Source organism: Microbacterium pasadenense (assembly GCF_047246565.1).
Classification (GTDB): Bacteria; Actinomycetota; Actinomycetes; order Actinomycetales; family Microbacteriaceae; genus Microbacterium.
In genome coordinates this window covers 325818-346687 of sequence record NZ_JBFOKN010000001.1, presented here as the reverse complement: position 1 = coordinate 346687, position 20870 = coordinate 325818, and the positions used below count along the sequence as shown (strand labels likewise).

Sequence of the window (20870 nt, the reverse complement as noted above, 5' to 3'; positions counted from 1 at the left end):
GCCCCCGATCAGTCGGTGGGAGTGATGTGTCCGTTCAGTCGCGCGTGCTATCCGGTCGCTACCGGGTCGATGACCTCATCGGCCGGGGCGGCATGGCCTCGGTGTACCGCGGCGAGGATCTCACCCTCGGCCGGCAGGTCGCGATAAAGATCCTCGAGAAGGATCTCGCCGCCGACGGTGCGTTCCGCACCCGCTTCCGCCTCGAGGCGCAGTCGGCGTCGCGCATGTCGCACCCGGCCATCGTGCGCGTGTTCGACGCGGGCGAGGAGACGCGGACCGATCCTGACGGCACGACGCGTCCCGAGCCCTACATCGTGATGGAGCTCGTCACCGGACGACTGCTGAAGGACATCGTCGCCGAGGGCCCGCTGCCGCTCGCCGATGCACTGCGCTACACCGACGGCATCCTCGAGGCCCTCGAGTACTCCCACCGCGCCGGCGTCGTCCACCGCGACATCAAGCCCGGCAACGTCATGGTGACGGATGCCGGCCAGGTCAAGGTGATGGACTTCGGCATCGCCCGTGCGGTGTCGGACTCGTCCTCGACGGTCGCCGAGACGACCGCCATCATCGGGACCGCGTCGTACTTCTCTCCCGAGATGGCCAAGGGCGACCCCGTCGACGCGCGGGCCGACATCTACTCCGCCGGCATCGTCCTCTACGAGCTCCTCACGGGTCAGCCGCCGTTCCGCGGTGAGAATGCGATCGCCGTCGCCTACCAGCACGTCAGTGAGGCGCCGGTCCCGCCCTCCGAGGTGAACGACACGGTGCCACGCGCTCTCGACGCCGTCGTCCTGCGCGCACTCGCGAAGGACCCGTTCCAGCGTCCCCAGACCGCCGTCGCGTTCCGTGACACGCTCGCCACCGCCGCCGGCCGCAAGGCGCCGAGCAAGCGGAAGGTCGAATCGCTCAGCAACGAGCTCTACGGTGCCGATCCGCGGCAGGCCGCCGAGACGGCGCGTTCGATCCGGCAGCTCAGCAGCGACGACACGATGCGACGCACGCAGGCAGGCCCGCCGGTGGCCTGGGTGTGGGCGGGCATCGCCCTGCTCGCGGTGCTCCTCATCTCCGTCCTGATCTGGGTGAGCACATTCCGGCCCGCCGGAGAAGAGGTCACCCCCAATGCGCTCAAGGTGCCCGATGTCGTCTCGATGACCTGGGATCGCGCGAGCGAGGTCATCGAGGAGAACGGCCTCACGGCACGGCGACAGATGGAGACGAGCGCGGACGTGCCTGCGGACTCGGTCATCCGCACCAGTCCTGCGGCAGGGACCACCGTCGCCGCCGATGACGAGATCACGGTCTACGTCTCGCGCGGGGTGGAGACCGCCGCGGTCCCCACGCTGTCGGCACTGACCCTGGAGGAGGCGACGGCGGCGCTGGAGGATGCGGGGCTCGAACTCGGTGCGGTCAGCCGTCGCACCGACCCGGATCTCGCCGAGGACACCGTGATCAGCGCGACGGTCGACGACAACCCGGTCGAGAAGGGCGACGAGCTGCCCGAGGGGACCGCCGTGGACGTCGTCATCGCGACGGGAACGGTCACCGTCGAGGACTTCGCGCAGAACTACTCGCTCGACAAGGCGATCGAGATACTCGAGTCCGAGGCGTACGGGCTCACGCCCGTCGTCGAGGAGGATCCCTCGTGCCCGGCGACGGATCCGCGCATCGTGAAGGTCCAGTCCCACGTCGGCGAGGTCCCGGTGCACTCCGAGATCACGCTCACCGTCTGCAGCGGGTCCTGAGGCTCAGCTGAGCGCGCGGTGCGGCGAGAGCCGTGCGCCGCTGTCCGCCGCGCCTTCCAGGCCGAGGCTCTCGAGCCAGGTCCCCAGCAAGCGGTAGCCGCCCTCGGTGAGGACGCTCTCGGGGTGGAACTGCACGCCCTGGATCGGCAGATCCCGGTGCGCGACGCCCATGACCACCCCCGACTCCGTCCAGGCGGTGACCGCCAGCTCCGGCGGCAGCGAGCGGTCGTCGATCGCGAGGGAGTGGTACCGGGTCGCGGCGAAGGGGCGCGGCAGTCCCGCGAAGACGCCCGCGTCGTCGTGGAAGACCGCAGCGGTCCGGCCGTGCATGACTTCGCTCGCATGGCCGACGCGGGCGCCGAAGGCGACCCCGATGGCCTGGTGGCCGAGGCAGACGCCGAGGAGCGGCATCCGTCTCTCGGCACACGCGCGGACGACGTCGAGCGAGTCGCCCGCGTCCTCGGGGGTGCCGGGGCCGGGTGAGATGAGCACGCCGTCGACGTCGGAGTCGAGGGCGGCCACCGCGGTCCGGGCGTCGGCCTCGACCATCGTCACGACGGCGCCGAGCTCGCGCAGATAGCCGATCAGGGTGTGGACGAAGCTGTCGTGGTTGTCGACGACGAGGACGCGGATGCCGCGGCCGTCAGAGGCGGTCACTCAGCCGGCGCCGATCGTCGATTCCTGCTCCGGGCCGAAGAACTGGAACACCCACGGGAACAGGTGGAAGTACAGTCCGTAGAGGATCGCCGCGAGGAGCACCAGCACGATGAGCAGCCGGACCCACCACGGCCCGGGGAGAACTCGCCAGAAAGCGGCGTACATCAGGCGGTCACTCCGTCCGTCAGGGATGCCGGCGCTCCGGCGGATCGCGGCGTGAATTCCTCGAAGACCGCGTACGCGATGATGCGCTCGAGCATGTTCAGCTTCGGGGCGCAGCTGGTGAGCGTCAGGTAGCGGCCGTTGGCGGCGACATCGGACTTGTTCGGGACCGGGGCGAGCACGTCCACCTGGGTGTCCTGCACGTACTCCAGCGACCGGAACCGGTACGTGTACCAGCCGGCCTTCGTCTCGACGACGATGGCATCGCCGATGACGAGCTCGTCGATGGGGTCGAACGCCGCACCGGACGTCCAGCGGTGAGCCGCGTAGGCGGTGTTGCCCATGTCGCCCGGCATCGCAGTGTCGGGGTAATGGCCGATCTCCCCCTCATCGAGGATGTCGGGCCGCGAGATGCCGGACGCGATGTTGAACTTCCAGTCCGACCCGAAGCGCGGCACGCGCATGATCCCGAAGACATCCCCGTGCTCCTGATCGCCGAGGACCGGGATCTGCACGTCGGCGGGGTCCGCCGGGCTCGCCGCGGGCTCGTGCGGTTCCGCCTCAGCCGGCTCCTGCGCCCACTGCTCGGCGAGGGCGTCGGCCTCGGCGTGCTTCTGGCTGGAGATGATGATGTCACCGATCCAGGTGTGCCAGCTGACGTACATCAGAGCCAGGATGCCGAGCGTGAGGAAGACCTCGCCGAGCACGCTGAGGAACGTGGCACGAGGGCGGCTGCGCGCGCGACGTGAGCGGCGGGTCGGCTCCGCAGAGGGCGAGGTGGGCTCGGTCACGATTCGGATTCTAATCAGGACAGGCTGTGCTGAGGCTGGCAGGTAGACTTTCGGCCATGGCACGGAGAGACAAGGACGAGGACCAGCTCGTCGAACCCGAAGGCGACGCGGCTCCCAACCCGGTCTGGTTCAAGCCGATCATGCTGGGGCTGATGCTGATCGGGCTCGTCTGGATCATCGTCTTCTACCTGAGCGGCCAGCAGTACCCCATTCCGGGCATCACGGCCTGGAACCTCGTCATCGGCTTCGGCATCGCGTTCGTCGGCTTCCTGATGACCACGCGCTGGCGCTGACGCGGCATCCCGATCGGGCGAATTACACCGGTGTGATTTCTCCCCACCCTGTGGATGGACCTGTGGATAACTTCCTCAGGTGTACAGGATCGGCGGCACCGCGAAGCTGACCGCGAGCACCCCGACCGCCACCGCGCCCAGCAGCAGAGCTTGCCGGCCCTGCTGCCGAGGGCCTCGCGTGCGGGAGAAGATCCACCCGACGAGCAGGCCCACCAGCCCGCCGCCGATGTGCGACTGCCACGAGATCCCCGATCCGAGGAACGAGAACACGAGGTTGATCCCGAGCAGGATCACGATCGGCATGACGTTCACGCCGAGGTTGCGGCCGATGATGAACATCGCACCCAGCAGACCCCACACGGCACCCGACGCGCCCACGACCCAGCTGAAGGGATCGATGAGGGCGACCAGCGCCGACCCGCCGGCCGCGCTCAACAGGTAGAGCGCGAGGAAGCGGCCGCGGCCGAGGGCCGGCTCGAGCGACCGGCCCAGTGCCCAGAGCGCGAGCATGTTGAGCCCGACGTGGAACGGCAGCGGGCTCGCGTGCACCACCGCCACGGTCAGCATGCGCCACGGCTCGAAGAACGGTCCAGGGAGCAGCGCCGCGCTGTTGAACGCGAGGGCGCCGCGGACCGTGTCACCGATCCCCGGGATCAGCCCGATCAGGTACGACGCGATCGTCACGATCATGATGGCGTACGTCATGATCGGGCGGTCGCTGCGCATCTTCCGCGCGATCCGTCCCGGCATGCGCTTCACATCGGCTGCGCGCGCACCCTTCTGCTGCTCGGCCAGGCACTCGGGACAGATGACGCCCACAGGCATCGGCGTCTGGCACTCGTGGCAGATCGTGCGCAGGCATCGCTGGCAGAGCACGAAGCTCTGTCGCTGCGGATGCCGGTAACAGAAGTTGTCCGGGTTGCTCCGGGGATCGGTGGAGCTCACGTCCTCGGTCAGACGCCCGCGATGTCGATCGAGGAGATGACGACGGGCTCGACCGGGCGGTCCTGCGCACCGGTGGGCACGGCCGCGATCGCGTCGACCACAGCACGGGACGCGTCGTCGGCGACCTCACCGAAGATGGTGTGCTTGCCGTTGAGCCAGGGGGTGGGGTCGGTCGTGATGAAGAACTGCGATCCGTTCGTGCCCTCCGCCTTGCCGGTGATGGCATTGCGGCGCAGTCCGGCGTTGGCCATGGCGAGCAGGTAGGGCGTGCCGAAGGTCAGCTCGGGGCTGATCTCGTCGTCGAAGTTGTAGCCCGGGCCGCCGACACCCTGACCGAGCGGGTCGCCGCCCTGGATCATGAAGCCGGGGATGATGCGGTGGAAGATCACATCGGTGTAGAGCGGGCCCTCGCCGGGCTTCCCGGTGGCGGGGTGGGTCCAGCTCTGCGAGCCGTCGGCGAGACCGATGAAGTTCTGGACGGTGCGCGGCGCCTGATCGCCGAACAGGTTGACGACGATGTCGCCGTGGTTGGTGTGCAGGGTCGCAACAGCGGAGTGAATCGGCATACCGATCATTCTCTCACTTTCAACCCCCTTGGACGGCGGCGCGGGTCTGGCAGTATGGGGGAACAATCGTCCCCGGATCGAACCCGGATAAGGGAGGGCACACCTTGAGCCTCAACCGCAAGCGCAAGAAGGAACTCCGCAAGCTGCAGAGCCAGGCCAACAAGCTGTGGGAGAGCCAGCAGGTTCTGGTGAACGAAGCCGGTCACGTGGCTCGCGAAGCTGGCCGCCAGCTCGGCAACTACAACCGCGAGCACGTCGTACCGACCGTGCAGCACTCCTACGAGAAGTACGCCGCGCCGTACCTCGAGCAGGGCGTCGCGACCGGCCGTCGCGTCCTCAACGGCGCCGTCGTGCCCGCAGCGGGCGCCGTGGTCGGCACCGCCATGTCCGTCTGGGACGTGGCGAGCCAGAAGCGTCACTCCCTCGCCCACGGCAAGGGCCTCGGCGGCTTCGACGTCGAGAAGTTCAAGAAGAACGCCGCGAAGGCCGGCGCGAAAGCCACGAAGACCCTCACCGTCGCCGCACCGGCGAAGAAGAAGGGCATGGGCGCCGGGAGCGTCATCGCCATCATCCTCGGAGTCGCGGCCACGGCCGGTGTCCTCTACGCCGCGTGGCAGACGCTGCGTGCGGACGACGAGCTGTGGGTGGCCGACGACCCGCTGCGCGCGCCCGACGCCTGAGCGTCCCCGTGCCCGACGACAGGGCCGAACCGTCAGAGCGCGTCGCGGAAGCGGCGCGCTCTCGGTCTTTGCCCATCGAGTTCCGGCAGCGCCCCGACGCCGCCAGCCTGGCCGAGGCGGCATCCCTCCTCGGCCTGCAGCCGTCCGACATCGTGAAGACCCTGGTGGTCAAGCGCAGTGACGACACCTTCCTGTTCGCCCTGATCCCGGGGGACCGCGCCATCTCGTGGCCGAAGCTCCGCGCGGCCGTCGGCGTGAACAAGCTTCGGCTGCCGGACGCCGAGCTCGCCCTGGCCGCGACCGGCTACGAGCGGGGCACGATCACGCCCATCGGCAGCTCCACGGACTGGCCGGTCTTCGCCGACGCCGACATCGTGGGGCGCCGGATCGCGATGGGCGCCGGGATTCACGGCTACAGCCTGTTCGTCGACGCCGATGCGCTGATCGAGGCGTACGGAGCGACGGTGGCCGACATCTCCGAGGTCATCGCGCCACCTCAGGGCTGACGCACGAGCCCCGCCATCCGCAGCGCGATGTCCACGAGGCTGACGCGAGTGAGGCCGGCGACCTGGCGGACGGTGAACCACGCGGCTTCGTCCGTCGAGCCGTCGGTCTCGTTCCGGAGGTCGCCGCCGACGATGTGCGCGCGGTAGAGGATGCGGAGGGCGTGGAGCGCGCCGCCGCCGGAGATCCGGTCCTTGGCGGCGATGACGTGCGAGTCCACACCGAGGATGCCGTCGAGTTCCACGTGGAACCCCGTCTCCTCGAGGACCTCGCGCACGGCCGCATCCCGTGGATCCTCACCCTCTTCGAGTCCGCCGCCCGGCATCGTCCATGCCGGCCGGCGCGCGTCGTTCCAGTGCGCGAGCAGCACCCGGTCCTCGTCGGTGATGACGGCGTACGCAGCGACGCGGATGTCCACGGGATCACCCTACTGGGACTCGCTGTCAAGAAATGTGGAGCCTAGGAGATTCGAACTCCTGACATCCTGCTTGCAAAGCAGGCGCTCTACCAACTGAGCTAAGGCCCCGGAAGGGGATTTCGTGTGGGGCTACCAGGACTTGAACCTGGGACCTCTTCATTATCAGTGAAGCGCTCTAACCGCCTGAGCTATAGCCCCGTCTTGTTGCCGACCTGCGCCGCCAACCTCCAAGACTTTACCCGAAGATGGCGGTGTTTGACGAATCCGGATGCCGCTTCGCGGGCGGCATCCGGATTTCCGCAGGTCAGTTCGAGGTGAACCCGACCAGCAGCCCGCCGGTCACCTTCACCATCAGGTTGTAGATGCCCGCGACGACCGCGCCGAGCACGGTCACCACGATGAGGTTCAGGATCGCCACGACCGCGGCGAACGCCATCACCTGGGGGAGGCTGAGGAACGACGCGAGCGAGAAGCTGTTGTCGGTCACCGCCTTCAGCAGCTCATCGACCTGCGTGATGAGGCCGGTGGACTGCAGCACGATGAAGACGAGGAAGGTGGCGACGATCGTGACGATCGCGAGTGCCACCGCCGCCAGGAACGACAGCTTCACGGCGGACCAGAAATCGACGTAGACGAGCCGCAGGCGGACCTGCTTCGCGCTCGTCTTGCTCGACGATTTCTTGGCCAGCTTGTCGGCTACGGTGCTCATGCGTCAGTCTCTCCCGGGGTCTCGGCTGCCGCGGCGTCTGCGGTCTCGGCGGCGACGGCAACGGCGTCTTCGGTCAGTCCTCGCTCGCCGTTGCGGGCGATCGCCAGGATCCGATCCTCGTCGTCGGGACGGGCGAAGACGACGCCCATCGTGTCGCGGCCCTTGGCCGGCACCTCGGCAACGGCCGAGCGTACCACCTTGCCGCTGGCAAGAACCACCAGGACCTCGTCCTCCTCGCCGACGATCAGACCGCCCGCGAGCTCGCCCCGGTCGTCGTTCAGCTTCGCCACCTTGATGCCGAGTCCGCCGCGTCCCTGGACGCGGTACTGGTCGACCGACGTGCGCTTGGCGTAGCCGCCCTGCGTCACCACGAAGACGTAGCCCTCCTCGCGGGCGACGGATGCCGAGAGCAGGCTGTCGTCCTCCCGGAACGCCATGCCCTTCACGCCCTCCGTCGAGCGCCCCATGGGCCGCAGCGACTCATCGGTCGCGGTGAAGCGCAGCGACATGCCGAGCCGCGAGATGAGCAGGATGTCGTCGGTGCTGTCGACGAGCAGTGCGGAGACCAGCTCGTCGCCGTCCTCTTCGTCCTGTCCACGCAGGCGGATCGCGATGATCCCGCCCTGGCGGTTGGTGTCGTACTCGCTCAGCGCGGTCTTCTTGATCTTGCCGTCCCGCGTCGCGAGGACGAGGTACTCGGCGGCCGCATAGTCGCGGATGTCGAGGATCTGCGCGATCTCCTCGCCGGGCTGCAGGGCGAGGACGTTCGCGACGTGCTGCCCCTTGGCGTCGCGTCCGGCCTCGGGGAGTTCGTAGCCCTTGGCGCGGTAGACGCGGCCCTTCGTCGTGAAGAACAGCAGCCAGTGATGCGTCGTCGTGACGAAGAAGTGCTCGACGACGTCGTCGGCCCGCAGCTGCGCGCCCTTGACGCCCTTGCCGCCGCGGTGCTGCGACCGGTAGTTGTCGCTGCGGGTGCGCTTGACGTAGCCGTTCCGGGTGACGGTGACGACGATCTCCTCCTGCGGGATCAGGTCTTCCATCGACATGTCACCGTCGAACCCGTGGAGGATGTGCGTGCGGCGCTCGTCGCCGAACTTGGCGACGATCTCGCTCAGCTCGGTCGCGATGATCGTGCTCTGACGATCCCGCGACGCCAGGATCTCGTTGAGGTCGGCGATCTTGAGCTCGAGCTCCGTCGCCTCGTCGATGATCTTCTGGCGCTCCAGGGCGGCGAGACGGCGCAGCTGCATCGAGAGGATGGCATCCGCCTGGGCGTCGTCGATGTCGAGGAGCGACTTCAGGCCATCGCGCGCCTCGTCCACCGTGGGGGAGCGCCGGATGAGCGCGATGACCTCGTCGAGCGCGTCGAGCGCCTTCAGGTACCCGCGCAGGATGTGCATGCGCTTCTCGGCCTCGCGCAGCCGGTACTGCGTCCGGCGGACGATGACCTCGAACTGATGCGTCAGCCAGTAGCTGATGAAGCCGTCGATCGGCAGCGTGCGCGGCACGCCGTCGACGATCGCCAGCATGTTCGCGCCGAAGTTCTCCTGCAGCTGCGTGTGCTTGTACAGGTTGTTCAGGACGACCTTGGCGACCGCATCCCGCTTGAGCACGATGACCAGGCGCTGACCGGTGCGATCGCTCGTCTCGTCGCGGATGTCGGCGATGCCGCTGAGCTTGCCCTCGCGCGCGAGCATCGTGATCTTCGCGGCGACGTTGTCGGGGTTGACCTGGTAGGGCAGCTCCGTCACGACGAGGCACGTGCGGTTCTGGATCTCCTCGACGTTGACCACCGCGCGCATCGTGACCGATCCGCGGCCGGTGCGGTACGCCTCGCGGATGCCCTTGGTGCCGAGGATCTGCGCGCCGGTGGGGAAGTCGGGTCCGGGGATCCGCTCCATCAGGGCCGCGAGCAGCTCGTCCCGGGTGGCATCCGGGTTCTCGAGCGCCCACAGCGCACCCGCGGCCACCTCGCGCAGGTTGTGCGGCGGGATGTTCGTGGCCATGCCGACCGCGATGCCGACGGAGCCGTTGACCAGGAGGTTCGGGAAGCGCGCCGGCAGGACCGACGGCTCCTGCGTGCGACCGTCGTAGTTGTCCTCGAAGTCAACGGTATCCTCGTCGATGTCCCGGACCATCTCGAGCGCGAGCTGCGCCATCTTCGTCTCGGTGTACCGGGGGGCCGCCGCTCCCATGTTGCCCGGGGAGCCGAAGTTGCCCTGACCGTCGGCGAGCGGATAGCGCATCGACCACGGCTGCACGAGACGCACGAGCGCGTCGTAGATCGCGCTGTCTCCGTGCGGGTGGTACTGACCCATGACCTCGCCGACGACGCGCGCGCACTTCGAGAACGCCTTGTCGGGACGGTAGCCGCCGTCGAACATGCCGTAGAGCACGCGCCGGTGCACGGGCTTCAGCCCGTCCCGGACGTCGGGCAGCGCGCGCCCGACGATGACGCTCATCGCGTAGTCGAGGTAGCTCCGCTGCATCTCGACCTGGAGGTCGACCTGGTCGATGTTGCCGTGCGCGTACCCGGCGGTCGGGTCAGGACGTTCTTCGTCAGCCATGTTCTCTCAGTCTTCGTTTTCTCCGTCGTGCGCGCAGCCGCCCGGGCGGGGTCGGATGCCGTCGATCGGATGCCTGCGGGTCAGATGTCCAGGAACCGGACGTCCTTGGCGTTGCGCTGGATGAACCCGCGCCGCGCCTCGACGTCCTCACCCATGAGCACGGAGAAGATCTCGTCCGCCGCTGCGGCGTCGTCGATCGTCACCTGACGGAGCGTTCGCGTCTCGGGGTTCATCGTGGTCTCCCACAGCTCCTTGGCGTTCATCTCGCCGAGGCCCTTGTAGCGCTGCACGCCGTTGTCCTTCGGGATGCGCTTGCCGTCGGCGACGCCCGCTCGCATGAGCGCGTCGCGCTCGGTGTCGCTGTAGACGTACTCGTGGGCGGAGTTCGACCACTTCAGCCGGTACAGCGGGGGCTGGGCGAGGTAGACGAACCCGGCTTCGACGAGACCGCGCATGTAGCGGAACAGCAGGGTGAGCAGGAGCGTGGTGATGTGCTGGCCGTCGACGTCGGCATCCGCCATGAGGACGATCTTGTGATACCGCGCCTTGTCGACGTTGAAGTCCTCGCCGATGCCCGTCCCGAAGGCCTGGATCATCGCCTGGATCTCCGCGTTGCCGAGGGCGCGGTCGAGGCGCGCCTTCTCGACGTTGAGGATCTTGCCGCGCAGCGACAGGATCGCCTGACGCTCCGGGTCGCGTCCCGACACCGCCGAGCCGCCGGCGGAGTCGCCCTCGACGAGGAAGATCTCGCTGATGGACGGATCCTTGCTCGTGCAGTCCTTGAGCTTCTCCGGCATCGAGGCGGACTCGAAGACGCTCTTGCGGCGGGCGGTCTCGCGCGCCTTCCTCGCCGCGAGGCGGGCGGTGGCCGCGTCGATGGCCTTCGTGATGACGCGCTTCGCCTGGCCGGGGTTACGGTCGAGCCAGTCGATGAGCTGGTCGCCGACGATCTTCTGGACGAACGCCTTCGCCTCGGTGTTGCCGAGCTTCGTCTTCGTCTGGCCTTCGAACTGCGGCTCGGACAGCTTGACCGAGATGACCGCTGTCAGCCCTTCGCGGATGTCCTCACCGGCGAGGTTGTCGTCCTTCTCCTTGAGAAGGCCCTTCTCGCGGGCGTACCGGTTGATGTGCACCGTGAGCGCGGCGCGGAACCCCTCTTCGTGGGTGCCGCCCTCGTGGGTGTTGATTGTGTTGGCGAAGGTGAAGACGCTCTCGGTGTAGCTCGTCGTCCACTGCATCGCGAGTTCGAGCGAGATGTGCCGGACCGTGTCCTCGGACTCGATCTCGATGATGTCCTCGTTGACGATCTCGGCCTTGCGCACCTTGTTCAGGTACTCGACGTAGTCGACGAGGCCGCGCTCGTAGAGGAAGTCGTCGTGACGCTGCTGCGTCTCGGAGCCGCCCTCGTCGAGGTCGACGACCGTCGTCGCGTCGGGCCGCTCGTCGGTCAGGGTGATCCGCAGCCCCTTGTTGAGGAACGCGGTCTGCTGGAAGCGGGTCCGCAGGGTGACGTAGTCGAAGTCGACGGACTCGAAGATCCCGGCATCCGGCCAGAACGTGACCGTCGTTCCGGTCTCGTCGGTCTCCGCGCCCTTCGCGAGCGGCGCCAGCGGCTTGCCGCCCTGACCGAAGGTCTGGTTCCAGACGTGACCCTGACGCTTGATCTCGACCTCGAACCGCGTCGACAGCGCGTTCACGACGGACGAGCCGACGCCGTGCAGACCGCCCGAGACGGCGTAGCCGCCGCCGCCGAACTTGCCGCCGGCGTGGAGGACGGTGAGGACGACCTCGACGGTCGACTTGCTGGGATCGGAGCTGTGCGGGTCCACCGGGATGCCACGCCCGTTGTCGACGACGCGGAGTCCGCCGTCGGCGAGGATCGTGACGTGGATCGTGTCGCAGTAGCCGGCGAGGGCTTCATCCACCGCGTTGTCGACGATCTCGTAGACGAGGTGGTGGAGGCCGCGTTCACCGGTCGACCCGATGTACATGCCGGGACGCTTGCGCACCGCCTCCAGTCCTTCGAGGACCTGGATCTCATCCGCCCCGTACTCCGCGGGAATCTTCTTCGCGGGTTGCGGATCGAGTTCCTCGGGAACATTGTCGGGGGTATCTGAGGTCATCGGTTCGCGCGCTCCACATCCATCGGCCGGGGCTTGTTCCCAGTCTATCGGTATCCGGGTCGCTTCCGCCGCTGAAAGCCCCGCTGACGCGCCGAATGCCGACCAGAGGATCCCGGACGTGCCTCAGCCGTAGGTATCGCGAGGACCCCGGCCTGGAACGGCTCTGGGGCCCCATTTCCAGGAGGGGACGTCCGGCCCGACGAAACGGACCGTCTGGACCCCCGCCTCGGGGAAGCGGCGGACGAGCTCGGTCACGATCGTCGATCGCATCAGGTGCAGGTTCTTGGCCCACGCCGTCGAATCGCACTGCACGGTCAGGACGCCGTCGCTGAGCGCCACCGGGTCCGCGTGGCGGGCGGTCTCCTCACCGGCGACCTCGGCCCACTGCAGCACGAGGTCCTCCCGGGCGAGCTGCGGCTCCCAGCCCGACTGCCGGGTGAGGTCGGAGATCAGGTCGCCGAGCCCCTTCGGATCGCGACCGGGCGCGAACGGCAGGTTCTCGTCGTCCGCGTCGCGACGCTTCCGCCGCCGCCGTTTGTGTGCGGACGGCTCGAGTCCGCGCAGCCGGAGGTACGTCGCCGTCGTCTCGGGGATCTCGGGCACGTCAGACATCGGCATCCGCCACGATCGTGCCGGCCTCGACGCGCACGGTGCGCGCGCGCAGCGCCTCGGGGACATCGCCCTCGACGGCGGCCGTCACGATGACCTGCTCGAAGTCGGCGACGATGTCGGCCAGCCGGGCACGCCGGTCGGCGTCGAGCTCGGCGAAGACGTCGTCGAGGATCACGATGGGATCCCCCAGCCGCAGCTGGTCGCGCAGCAGCTGCGCGGACGAGAGCCGCAGCGACAGCGCGACGGACCACGATTCGCCGTGCGAGGCGTAGCCCTTCACCGGAAGTCCGCGCAGCTGCAGCAGCAGGTCGTCGCGGTGCGGGCCGACGAGGGTGACACCGCGCTCCAGCTCCTGCGAGCGCCGGTCGTGGAGGGCCGCCCGGAACGCGGCGGCGACGGCATCCGCCCCGCTCGGCGCGGATGCTCCCTCCGATCGTGAGGGGTCCTCCTCGGGATCGGTCCCGGCGACGCTGAGCGCCCAGCCCAGCCTCGGATCGTGATCTGCGCCCGCGATCGCCCGGTAGGCGGCGCGGAGCGGCTCCCCGAGATCCTCGGCCAGCCGCACGCGGGCGAGGATGATCTCGGTTCCCAGGCCGACGAGCTTGTCGTCCCACACGTCGAGGGTCGTGAGCTGCTCGGCGCGGAGACCGCGCGCCCGTGCCGACTTGAGGAGAGCCGTCCGCTGCTTGAGCACCCGGTCGTAGTCGCCGAGGACCCCGGCCAGCCGCGGCGCGCGCTGGATGAGCAGCTGATCGGCGAAGCGCCGCCGTGAGGACGGGTCGCCGCGGACGATCTGCAGGTCTTCCGGCGCGAACAGCACGACCTGCGCATACCGCGGCAGCTCGGAGGTCCGCACCGGCGACCCGTTCACCCGGGCCTTGTTCGACCCCGACCGGTTCAGCTGCGCCTCGAGCTGGACCCGCCGCTCGCCGTACCCGAGCCGCGCCCGCACGAACGCGGCATCCGCGCCGTAGCGCACCATCGGCGCATCCTGCGACACACGGTGCGAGCCGAGGGTGGCGAAGTAGCCGATCGCCTCGGCCAGATTCGTCTTGCCCTGGCCGTTGCGGCCGACGAAGACGTTCGGGCCCGCCACCAGCACGACGTCGGCTGCCGCATAGTTGCGGAAGTCCACAAGGCTGAGGTGCTCCACGATCACCAGATCACCCTATTCGCCGGCCCTGACAGCGGACCCCGGAACAGCGGTCCGATCAGCGCAGCAGCAGGTTCGGCTGCAGCAGGTACTTGAAGCTCTCCGGCGTGCCGGAGGTCTGCGCAGTGATCAGCACGGGGCTGAGCTTGTTCGCGTTCTCGCTCGAGGTGAAGGTAATGCGCGTGAACTCGCTCTTGACGGCGCCGAGAGCCTCCAGCAGGTACTGCGGATTCAGGCCGAGGGTGACGTCCTCGCCGGCGAGGGTCGCATCGACCGATTCCGTCGCGCGGGCCTGTTCCGTGCCCGAGGCATCCATCGAGACGCCCTCGTCGGTGAACGTGAAGCGCAGCGGCGCCGAACGGTCGAGGACGAGGGACACGCGCCGGACGGCCTCGGCGAGCTCGGCTGTGTTGACGACGGCGAAGTGCTCGGTCTGCTCGGGGAACAGGCGGCGGACCGGCGGGAAGTTGCCCTTGATGAGCAGCGACGTCACCGTCTTGTTGCCGGCGGTGAACGCGATGATCTCGCGGTCGCCGGATCCCGAGAACGAGACCTGGATGTCGCCGGCGTGCGAGAAGGTCTTGCCGACCTCGGTCAGCGTGCGCGCGGGGACGAGGGCGGTCGTCGCGTCCTCGCGGGCGACGGCGCCGTTGTCGAACTGGATCTCACGGAGGGCGACGCGGTACCGGTCGGTGGCGACGAGGCTCAGCTCGTTGCCGGTCACCTCGAGCTGGACACCGGTCAGCACGGGAGTGACGTCGTCGCGGGATGCCGCGAATGCGACCTGTGCGATGGCGGTCGAGAAGTCCTCACCCGGAACCAGTCCGGATTCACCGGTCACCTCGGGGATGGCGGGATATTCCGCGACCGGCATCGAGGCGAGCGTGAAGCGCGCCGACCCGCAGGTGAGCAGGATCTCGCCGTCGGCATCCTGCTCGATCTGGATGGGCGCGTTCGGAAGGCGGTTCGCAATCTCCGACAGGAGCCGGCCGTGGACCAGGATCGTGCCCGGTTCGTCGACCGTCGCCTCGATGAGGGTGCGGGCGGATGCCTCGTAGTCGAACGCCGCGAGCGACAGACCGGCCTCGGACGCCTCGATCAGCACGCCGGCGAGGATCGGCTGCGGGTTCCGCTGCGGGAGCAGCTTCACGACGAATGACACGGCTTCGCTGAAGACGTCGCGATTGACGTGAAACTTCACAGGTGCTCCCTTGACGGCGTGATGGGCCCTCCCATGCTAGTGCCCACCCTCCGTGCATCCGGAAGCGCCCGCATGCGCACCGGATTCCACAGGCCGTTCCCCACAGGGTGATCGGATCGGGATTTTCTTAGAGAGGGATCTGTCATGGTGTTAACGGCTGTGGAAAGTGTGGATAACTCTGCCGATGCCGCTGAACGAGTGGGAACTACACGTCTGTAAGTTGTGGACGCGCTGCGGAAAGCCCGTGACACAAGGGATCCGGGCCGAGGCGGTGTTCCGGCGGTCATCCACAGGAGCTCACCCGCCGTTCACAATCCGTCCCCGTCGCCGGGGAGTTATCCACAGGCTCTCCACACATGGGGAAACGCGGATGATGCGGGTTCGAGCAGTTCCTGTCAAGCAGGGTCAGCGTGCGGAGCGCCCCAGCTGCGACGTGATCTCAGACACCTGGTTGTAGATCGAGCGCCGCTCCTTCATGAGCTCGCTGATCTTCTTGTACGCGTACATCACGGTGGTGTGGTCGCGGCCGCCGAAGAGCTGCCCGATCTTCGGAAGCGACAGACTCGTCCGCTCGCGGCAGAGGTACATCGCGATCTGGCGCGCCGTCGCGATCGACTGCGACCGGCTCGATCCGTAGAGGTCGTCGACACTGAGGCGGAAGTACTGCGCCGTGGCGGTGATGATGTCGCTCGGCGAGATGATGTTCGCGTCGTCGTGGTCGACGATGTCCCGCAGCACCGTCTGGGCGAGCGAGATGTCCAGGGTGGAGCGATTGAGATTGGCGAAGGCGGAGACGCGGATGAGCGCGCCCTCGAGCTCGCGGATGTTGCTCGACACCTTGGTCGCGATGTACTCGAGGACCTCGTCGGGCACCTGCAGCCGCTCGGACTGCGCCTTCTTGCGCAGGATGGCGATGCGCGTCTCGAGGTCGGGCGCCTGGACGTCGGTGATGAGGCCCCACTCGAATCGGCTGCGCATGCGGTCCTCGAACCCGGTGAGCAGGCGCGGGGCGACATCGCTCGTGATCACGACCTGCTTGTCGTGGTCGTGCAGCTGATTGAAGGTGTGGAAGAACGCCTCCTGCGTCTCGGCGCGACCCTGCAGGAACTGGATGTCGTCGATGAGGAGGATGTCGACCTCGCGGTACCGGGCCTGGAAGGCGGCGCCGCGGTTGTTGACGATCGAGTTGATGAAGTCGTTGGTGAATTCCTCGCTCGACACGTAGCGGACCTTGATGCCGGAGTAGAGGTTGATGGCGTAATCGCCGATGGCGTGCAGCAGGTGGGTCTTGCCCAATCCGGAGTCGCCGTAGATGAACAGCGGGTTGTAGGCCTTCGCCGGCGCCTCGGCCACCGCGACGGCGGCCGCATGGGCGAAGCGGTTCGACTGGCCGATGACGAAGTTGTCGAACGTGTACTTGGGGTTCAGGCGCGTGTCGCTGCGGGATGCCGGTGCCGCCTGCTCGAGGTACTCGTCCCCCGTCGGCCGGTTCGGCGTCGCCGGCGTCGGCGACAGTGCCGACTGCACCGGAACCGGAGCCGTCAGGTGGCTGTCGACGAGCTCGGGATTGACCACGACGCGGAACGTCGTGGCGGCGGGCTCGGCGTCGACCTGGGCGAGCGCCTCCATGATCGGTCCCCGGAGCCGCTTGTTGAGCTGCGCCGCGGTCAGATCGTTCGGGACATCGAGGTAGAGGGTGCCGCCCATGACGCCCTGCGCGACCGCCAGGCTGAGGAACCCCTGGAGCTGCGGCGTGACGCGGTCGTCGGTGGCGAGGGCATCCAGGACGGCAGTCCAGACGGGGACATCCGGAACGTCGTGCTCGGACATGACCCTCCCGGGTGTGGAGAAAGATGTGGAAGGCTCTGTGTACAGCCTGTGGATAACTATCCGCTTCACGGTAGTTCCGACCGCCGCGCAAGGCAAAATCCACTGTAGAACCGGTCAGCGTGTCGTCGCCAGCGTGCCCCGGCCGTCGGTGCATAATGGCCGGTCGGCCCGGCTCGGTTTGGGATCTCGTGGATCTCGACGTATCCTAGGTCGGTTGACTTATGCCTTCACGGGCGAGTCCCCCATGTTCCTGTGTCCCCGGTCTAGAGCGCTCGGGTGACCCCGCCGATCCGGAGTGATCTTCATGAGCAAGCGCACCTTCCAGCCCAACAACCGCCGCCGCGCCAAGAAGCACGGCTTCCGCGCCCGCATGCACACGCGCGCCGGCCGTGCGATCCTCGCGGCACGCCGCGCCAAGGGTCGCACCGAGCTCTCGGCCTGACCCGGTCACGGTGCTGACGCGCGGGAATCGCATCACCCGCGGGGCGGACTACCGAGCCGTCGTCCGCGGCGGTGCCCGCTGTGCCGCATCGCACACCGTCACGCACGTCATCCGCACTTCTGAGCAGCGCCCTCCACGCTTCGGCTTCATTGTGAGCAAGCAAGTGGGGGGCGCTGTCGTGCGCAACACGGTCCGCCGTCGACTCAAGGCGATCTGCGCAGAAGCGCTGCCCGACGTGCGGGTCGGCGCCGACGTGGTCATCCGCGCGCTTCCCAGTTCGGCATCCGCCGACTTCAGCGCGCTCCGCGCAGAGGTCATCCGCTGCCTCGACAAGAAGGCTGCGGCGTGAGCGTCTCCGCGCTGCCGTCGTACACGCGGGGCGAGGCCGGCTTCGAGCCCGCCGCCGCCCTCGGTGCGGTCCCGCTCATCCCCCGGAATCTGCTGATCGGGCTGCTGCACGGCTACCGGGCCACCGTCTCACGCGTCTACGGCGACGTCTGCAAGTACTACCCCTCGTGCTCGGCGTACGCTCTCGGAGCGGTCCAGCAGCACGGAGCGCTGAAAGGGTCGGGCCTGGCCGCCGCCCGACTGGCACGCTGCCACCCCTGGGCGGCCGGCGGCATCGATGATGTCCCGCCGCACTCCCACTTCCGACACCACCTGACTCCGCACGGATTCGTCGTGCCCCGCAGAAAGGACTGATCCTTGCTGGATCTCTTCGCCGCGACCCCTACGCCGGCGGTCCCGAACCCCACGACCCCGCCTCCCGGGGACCTCGATTTCTTCAGCACGATCATGTGGCCCTTCAAGTGGGTCGTCGAGACGATCCTCGTGTTCTGGCACTGGGTGTTCACCTCCATCGGAATGGCCCCGGATACGGGTCTGACCTGGGTTTTGTCTATTGTCGGCCTCGTGATTGTGGTCCGCGCGGCGCTCATCCCGCTGTTCGTCCGCCAGATCAAGAGTCAGCGGAAGATGCTGGAGCTCGCGCCCGAGATGCGCAAGATCCAGGAACGGTATCGCGGCAAGAAGGACCAGCTCTCCCGCGAGGCCATGAGTCGCGAGACCATGGCGATGTACAAGAAGCACGGCACGACGCCATTGGCGAGCTGTCTGCCGCTCCTCGTGCAGATGCCGATCCTGCTGGGCATGTTCTACACGCTCAGCGAGGTCAAGCGTCACGCCGAGTGGGGTGTGGGCGGCGTGGGCCTTCTCAACGCCGATCTCACCCGGCAGTTCTACGACGCCGAGCTGTTCGGCGTCGCTCCGCTGCACATCAACATGACCGAGGCGATCAGCGAGAACCAGACCGCCACGGTCGCGATCCTCGTGGTGCTCGTCGTGCTGATGATCGCCTCGCAGTTCTTCACGCAGCTGCAGATCATCTCGAAGAACCTGTCGCCCGAGTCCAAGACCGGCCAGGCGTACCAGATGCAGAAGATCATGCTCTACGTTCTGCCGCTGGCCTTCATCTTCTCGGGCGTCTTCTTCCCGCTCGGCGTCGTCATGTACTGGTTCGTCTCGAACCTCTGGACCATGGCGCAGCAGTTCATCGTGATCCGCAACCTGCCGACCCCCGGTTCGGAGGCCGCCAAGGCTCGCGAGGAGCGACTCGCCAAGCGGGGCAAGGCACTCGACTCCAAGGGCCGGGTCATTCCGCTGGAGAAGTTCGAGGCGGAGCAGCAGCGACTGTTCGAAGAGGCCCAGCGGGCCAAGGAGCAGGCCCCGAAGCGTCAGCAGCCGATCGGCAAGCAGCGCGCGAAGAAGCAGTCTCAGAAAGGCAAGCCGACGGCACGTCCTGACGCGGACAAGGAATCCTCATGACCCAGACGTCTGACCAGACCGTCGACGCGCGCACGGCGCCGTCCGTGGAGCAGCTCGAGGCCGAAGGCGACATCGCCGCCGACTACCTCGAGGGCATCCTCGACATCGCCGACATCGACGGCGACCTCGCGCTGGATGTCCGCAGCGGCCGGGCGTACGTCTCCGTGGAGAACGACGACCCGGCGGCGCTGAGCGTCCTGTCGGACCCCGACACGGTGCAGGCGCTGCAGGAGCTCACGCGCATCGCGGTGCAGACGAAGACGGGCCGGTTCTCCCGCTTGATCCTCGATGTGGCCGGGTCGCGCGACGCCCGCCAAAGCCAGCTCGAGAAGCTCGTCGAGCGTGCGATCTCGCGGCTGGACGAAGGAGCGTCGCAGGCGTCGCTTCCCCCGATGTCGAGCTACGAGCGGAAGCTGATCCACGACATCGTCGCCGAGCACGGGCTCGTCTCGGAGTCGTACGGCGAGGGCGCGGATCGGCACACGGTCATCCGTCGTGGCTGATGTTCCACGTGAAACATCTGCCGTAGAACAGGAGCCGCAGGCCGCGGCATCCCTGTTCGGCCCGCGGGTCGGTCTTGCCCGAAAGTTCACCGCGGCCCTCGCTGACCAGGGCGAGGAGCGCGGTCTCATCGGCCCGCTCGAGCTCCCCCGGCTGTGGACCAGGCACATCCTGAACAGCGCCGTCGCCGGACCCCTCTTCGCGGCCGGCTCGCGTGTCGGTGACATCGGGTCGGGCGCCGGCCTGCCGGGTCTGGTCCTCGCGATCGCGCGCCCCGACGTCCGCTGGGTGCTCATCGAGCCGATGGAACGTCGCGTCGCCTGGCTCTCTGAGCAGCGTAATGCCCTGCAGCTCGAGAACGTCGACATCGTCCGCGCACGCGGTGAAGAGTGGGCCGACGGTCCCGTCCTCGACGCCGTCACCGCACGCGCGGTCAGCGCCTTCCGTACGTTGATCCCGCTCACGGCTCCTCTCGTGCGCGACGGGGGTGAGCTGATCCTCCTCAAGGGGGCGAACGCCGCCAACGAGATCACCGCGGCGGAGAAGCAGATCCGCAGATTCCGCCTCACGAATGTGCGGGTGGAGCCGGTGGGCGACGGTGTCATCGACGAGCCGACGCGCGTCATCCGGGCGACCGTCCGCTGAACGTTTCACGTGAAACGTCGGTCGTGGCATCGTCCATCGATCCGCGCCCGATGACCCTGGTCCGTACGTCGTGACCATGGCGATCGCCGCCCAGAGCGTGGCCTTGGTCACCTCGTCACGAGCGCGCGACCTCCGCTCGTCCCCGACCAGTCCTCGATAACTCGTCCGTCGCGCGGGTACCGCCACGATCGGCCGTCGCTGTTTCACGTGAAACATCCGGGCTGCCAAGCCCGCGAAATAGAACCCCGAGTCACGGCCGAGCACGGACAGCGGCGCGGTGTTCCTGGTCCGCGCGCTGCCGGCGTGGATCCGATTCGGAGCGACATTCGTTTCACGTGAAACATCGCATTGCCCTTCGGCTGACAAGATGACCGCAGCGGCCGTCGCTCTCCACGTCGAGCGGCCTAGCCCCACAGCGCGAGACTCAGCGACGGTCGAGGATCACCCACATCGTTCTCGCGGTCCATGCGACGCCGGTATCGCCGCGGCGCCGGCTGCCACA

At 67.9% G+C, this 20870-nt stretch carries 23 protein-coding genes and 2 tRNA genes; 10 read left to right on the top strand and 15 right to left on the bottom strand.

Going from position 1 to position 20870, the window contains the following annotated elements:
• Positions 1-44 precede the first annotated feature (44 nt).
• Entirely contained in the window at positions 45-1745 is a 1701-nt protein-coding gene (gene pknB / locus AB3M83_RS01695) for a Stk1 family PASTA domain-containing Ser/Thr kinase (protein ID WP_412944650.1), read from the top strand.
• A gap of 3 nt (positions 1746-1748) precedes the next feature.
• Here pknB and AB3M83_RS01690 read toward each other — a convergent pair whose 3' ends face one another.
• From AB3M83_RS01690 to AB3M83_RS01680, 3 genes are read right to left on the bottom strand one after another with little or no spacing between them, the layout of a single operon-like run.
• Positions 1749-2402 (bottom strand): anthranilate synthase component II, encoded by a 654-nt coding sequence (locus tag AB3M83_RS01690; RefSeq protein ID WP_412944649.1) that lies wholly within the window; start codon positions 2400-2402, stop codon positions 1749-1751.
• A complete protein-coding gene (locus AB3M83_RS01685; RefSeq protein ID WP_412944648.1) occupies positions 2403-2567 on the bottom strand; it encodes a hypothetical protein in 165 nt (54 codons plus the stop codon).
• The gene (locus AB3M83_RS01680; protein ID WP_412944647.1) at positions 2567-3355 is read right to left on the bottom strand and encodes a class E sortase; all 789 of its coding nucleotides are present in this window, start codon (positions 3353-3355) and stop codon (positions 2567-2569) included. The genes AB3M83_RS01685 and AB3M83_RS01680 overlap by 1 nt, the downstream gene beginning before the upstream one ends.
• A 56-nt stretch (positions 3356-3411) precedes the next feature.
• Between AB3M83_RS01680 and AB3M83_RS01675 the strand changes: the two genes are divergently transcribed.
• Entirely contained in the window at positions 3412-3648 is a 237-nt protein-coding gene (locus AB3M83_RS01675) for a cell division protein CrgA (RefSeq protein ID WP_412944646.1), read from the top strand.
• 75 nt (positions 3649-3723) lie between these two features.
• Here AB3M83_RS01675 and AB3M83_RS01670 read toward each other — a convergent pair whose 3' ends face one another.
• Positions 3724-4593, bottom strand: a complete 870-nt coding sequence (locus tag AB3M83_RS01670) for a rhomboid family intramembrane serine protease (protein ID WP_412944645.1) — start codon at positions 4591-4593, stop codon at positions 3724-3726.
• A gap of 8 nt (positions 4594-4601) precedes the next feature.
• Complete coding sequence (locus AB3M83_RS01665) at positions 4602-5159, bottom strand: peptidylprolyl isomerase (protein ID WP_412944644.1); 558 nt, start codon at positions 5157-5159, stop codon at positions 4602-4604.
• Positions 5160-5263: 104 nt separating this feature from the next.
• Here AB3M83_RS01665 and AB3M83_RS01660 point away from each other — a divergent pair, with 104 nt between their 5' ends.
• Together AB3M83_RS01660 and AB3M83_RS01655 are read left to right on the top strand one after the other, a co-directional pair.
• Positions 5264-5839 (top strand): DNA helicase, encoded by a 576-nt coding sequence (locus AB3M83_RS01660; protein ID WP_412944642.1) that lies wholly within the window; start codon positions 5264-5266, stop codon positions 5837-5839.
• 74 nt (positions 5840-5913) lie between these two features.
• A complete protein-coding gene (locus tag AB3M83_RS01655) occupies positions 5914-6345 on the top strand; it encodes an aminoacyl-tRNA deacylase (RefSeq protein ID WP_412945956.1) in 432 nt (143 codons plus the stop codon).
• On the opposite strand, the gene AB3M83_RS01650 is transcribed toward AB3M83_RS01655, so the two are convergent.
• The 10 genes from AB3M83_RS01650 to dnaA form a co-directional block, all read right to left on the bottom strand.
• The gene (locus tag AB3M83_RS01650; RefSeq protein ID WP_412944641.1) at positions 6336-6761 is read right to left on the bottom strand and encodes an NUDIX hydrolase; all 426 of its coding nucleotides are present in this window, start codon (positions 6759-6761) and stop codon (positions 6336-6338) included. The genes AB3M83_RS01655 and AB3M83_RS01650 overlap by 10 nt on opposite strands.
• A gap of 35 nt (positions 6762-6796) precedes the next feature.
• Positions 6797-6869 (bottom strand) — tRNA-Ala (locus AB3M83_RS01645).
• A gap of 16 nt (positions 6870-6885) precedes the next feature.
• Positions 6886-6959 (bottom strand) — tRNA-Ile (locus AB3M83_RS01640).
• A gap of 106 nt (positions 6960-7065) precedes the next feature.
• Positions 7066-7470, bottom strand: coding sequence for a DUF3566 domain-containing protein (locus AB3M83_RS01635; protein WP_412944640.1), 405 nt, complete (start codon positions 7468-7470; stop codon positions 7066-7068).
• Positions 7467-10037, bottom strand: a complete 2571-nt coding sequence (gene gyrA / locus AB3M83_RS01630) for a DNA gyrase subunit A (protein WP_412944639.1) — start codon at positions 10035-10037, stop codon at positions 7467-7469. The genes AB3M83_RS01635 and gyrA overlap by 4 nt, the downstream gene beginning before the upstream one ends.
• A gap of 80 nt (positions 10038-10117) precedes the next feature.
• Positions 10118-12160 (bottom strand): DNA topoisomerase (ATP-hydrolyzing) subunit B, encoded by a 2043-nt coding sequence (gene gyrB, locus AB3M83_RS01625; protein WP_412944638.1) that lies wholly within the window; start codon positions 12158-12160, stop codon positions 10118-10120.
• 123 nt (positions 12161-12283) lie between these two features.
• Positions 12284-12778 (bottom strand): DciA family protein, encoded by a 495-nt coding sequence (locus AB3M83_RS01620; RefSeq protein WP_412944636.1) that lies wholly within the window; start codon positions 12776-12778, stop codon positions 12284-12286.
• Complete coding sequence (gene recF, locus AB3M83_RS01615; RefSeq protein WP_412944634.1) at positions 12765-13931, bottom strand: DNA replication/repair protein RecF; 1167 nt, start codon at positions 13929-13931, stop codon at positions 12765-12767. Before recF ends, AB3M83_RS01620 begins: the two co-directional genes overlap by 14 nt.
• A 52-nt stretch (positions 13932-13983) precedes the next feature.
• Entirely contained in the window at positions 13984-15126 is a 1143-nt protein-coding gene (gene dnaN, locus AB3M83_RS01610; protein WP_412944633.1) for a DNA polymerase III subunit beta, read from the bottom strand.
• A 405-nt stretch (positions 15127-15531) separates the two neighbouring features.
• Positions 15532-16956, bottom strand: a complete 1425-nt coding sequence (gene dnaA, locus AB3M83_RS01605) for a chromosomal replication initiator protein DnaA (protein WP_412944631.1) — start codon at positions 16954-16956, stop codon at positions 15532-15534.
• Between the two features lie 304 nt (positions 16957-17260).
• Here dnaA and rpmH point away from each other — a divergent pair, with 304 nt between their 5' ends.
• From rpmH to rsmG, 6 genes are read left to right on the top strand one after another with little or no spacing between them, the layout of a single operon-like run.
• Positions 17261-17398, top strand: coding sequence for a 50S ribosomal protein L34 (rpmH, locus tag AB3M83_RS01600; RefSeq protein ID WP_412944630.1), 138 nt, complete (start codon positions 17261-17263; stop codon positions 17396-17398).
• Positions 17346-17747, top strand: a complete 402-nt coding sequence (rnpA, locus tag AB3M83_RS01595) for a ribonuclease P protein component (protein ID WP_412944629.1) — start codon at positions 17346-17348, stop codon at positions 17745-17747. The genes rpmH and rnpA overlap by 53 nt, the downstream gene beginning before the upstream one ends.
• Positions 17744-18100 (top strand): membrane protein insertion efficiency factor YidD, encoded by a 357-nt coding sequence (yidD, locus tag AB3M83_RS01590; RefSeq protein ID WP_412944628.1) that lies wholly within the window; start codon positions 17744-17746, stop codon positions 18098-18100. The genes rnpA and yidD overlap by 4 nt, the downstream gene beginning before the upstream one ends.
• Positions 18101-18106: 6 nt before the next feature.
• A complete protein-coding gene (gene yidC / locus AB3M83_RS01585) occupies positions 18107-19222 on the top strand; it encodes a membrane protein insertase YidC (RefSeq protein ID WP_412945955.1) in 1116 nt (371 codons plus the stop codon).
• The gene (locus AB3M83_RS01580; protein WP_412944627.1) at positions 19219-19725 is read left to right on the top strand and encodes a Jag family protein; all 507 of its coding nucleotides are present in this window, start codon (positions 19219-19221) and stop codon (positions 19723-19725) included. The genes yidC and AB3M83_RS01580 overlap by 4 nt, the downstream gene beginning before the upstream one ends.
• Positions 19718-20368 (top strand): 16S rRNA (guanine(527)-N(7))-methyltransferase RsmG, encoded by a 651-nt coding sequence (rsmG, locus tag AB3M83_RS01575; RefSeq protein ID WP_412944626.1) that lies wholly within the window; start codon positions 19718-19720, stop codon positions 20366-20368. Before AB3M83_RS01580 ends, rsmG begins: the two co-directional genes overlap by 8 nt.
• Positions 20369-20870 lie beyond the last annotated feature (502 nt).

Excerpts from the sequence above, each read along its gene's own strand:
- AB3M83_RS01620 (WP_412944636.1), bottom strand. The coding sequence starts at position 12,778 with ATGCCGATGTCTGACGTGCCCGAGATCCCCGAGACGACGGCGACGTAC.
- AB3M83_RS01685 (WP_412944648.1), bottom strand. The coding sequence starts at position 2,567 with ATGTACGCCGCTTTCTGGCGAGTTCTCCCCGGGCCGTGGTGGGTCCGG.
- gyrA (WP_412944639.1), bottom strand. The coding sequence starts at position 10,037 with ATGGCTGACGAAGAACGTCCTGACCCGACCGCCGGGTACGCGCACGGC.
- AB3M83_RS01675 (WP_412944646.1), top strand. The coding sequence starts at position 3,412 with ATGGCACGGAGAGACAAGGACGAGGACCAGCTCGTCGAACCCGAAGGC.
- gyrB (WP_412944638.1), bottom strand. The coding sequence starts at position 12,160 with ATGACCTCAGATACCCCCGACAATGTTCCCGAGGAACTCGATCCGCAA.
- AB3M83_RS01665 (WP_412944644.1), bottom strand. The coding sequence starts at position 5,159 with ATGCCGATTCACTCCGCTGTTGCGACCCTGCACACCAACCACGGCGAC.
- rpmH (WP_412944630.1), top strand. The coding sequence starts at position 17,261 with ATGAGCAAGCGCACCTTCCAGCCCAACAACCGCCGCCGCGCCAAGAAG.
- AB3M83_RS01580 (WP_412944627.1), top strand. The coding sequence starts at position 19,219 with ATGACCCAGACGTCTGACCAGACCGTCGACGCGCGCACGGCGCCGTCC.
- dnaA (WP_412944631.1), bottom strand. The coding sequence starts at position 16,956 with ATGTCCGAGCACGACGTTCCGGATGTCCCCGTCTGGACTGCCGTCCTG.
- AB3M83_RS01635 (WP_412944640.1), bottom strand. The coding sequence starts at position 7,470 with ATGAGCACCGTAGCCGACAAGCTGGCCAAGAAATCGTCGAGCAAGACG.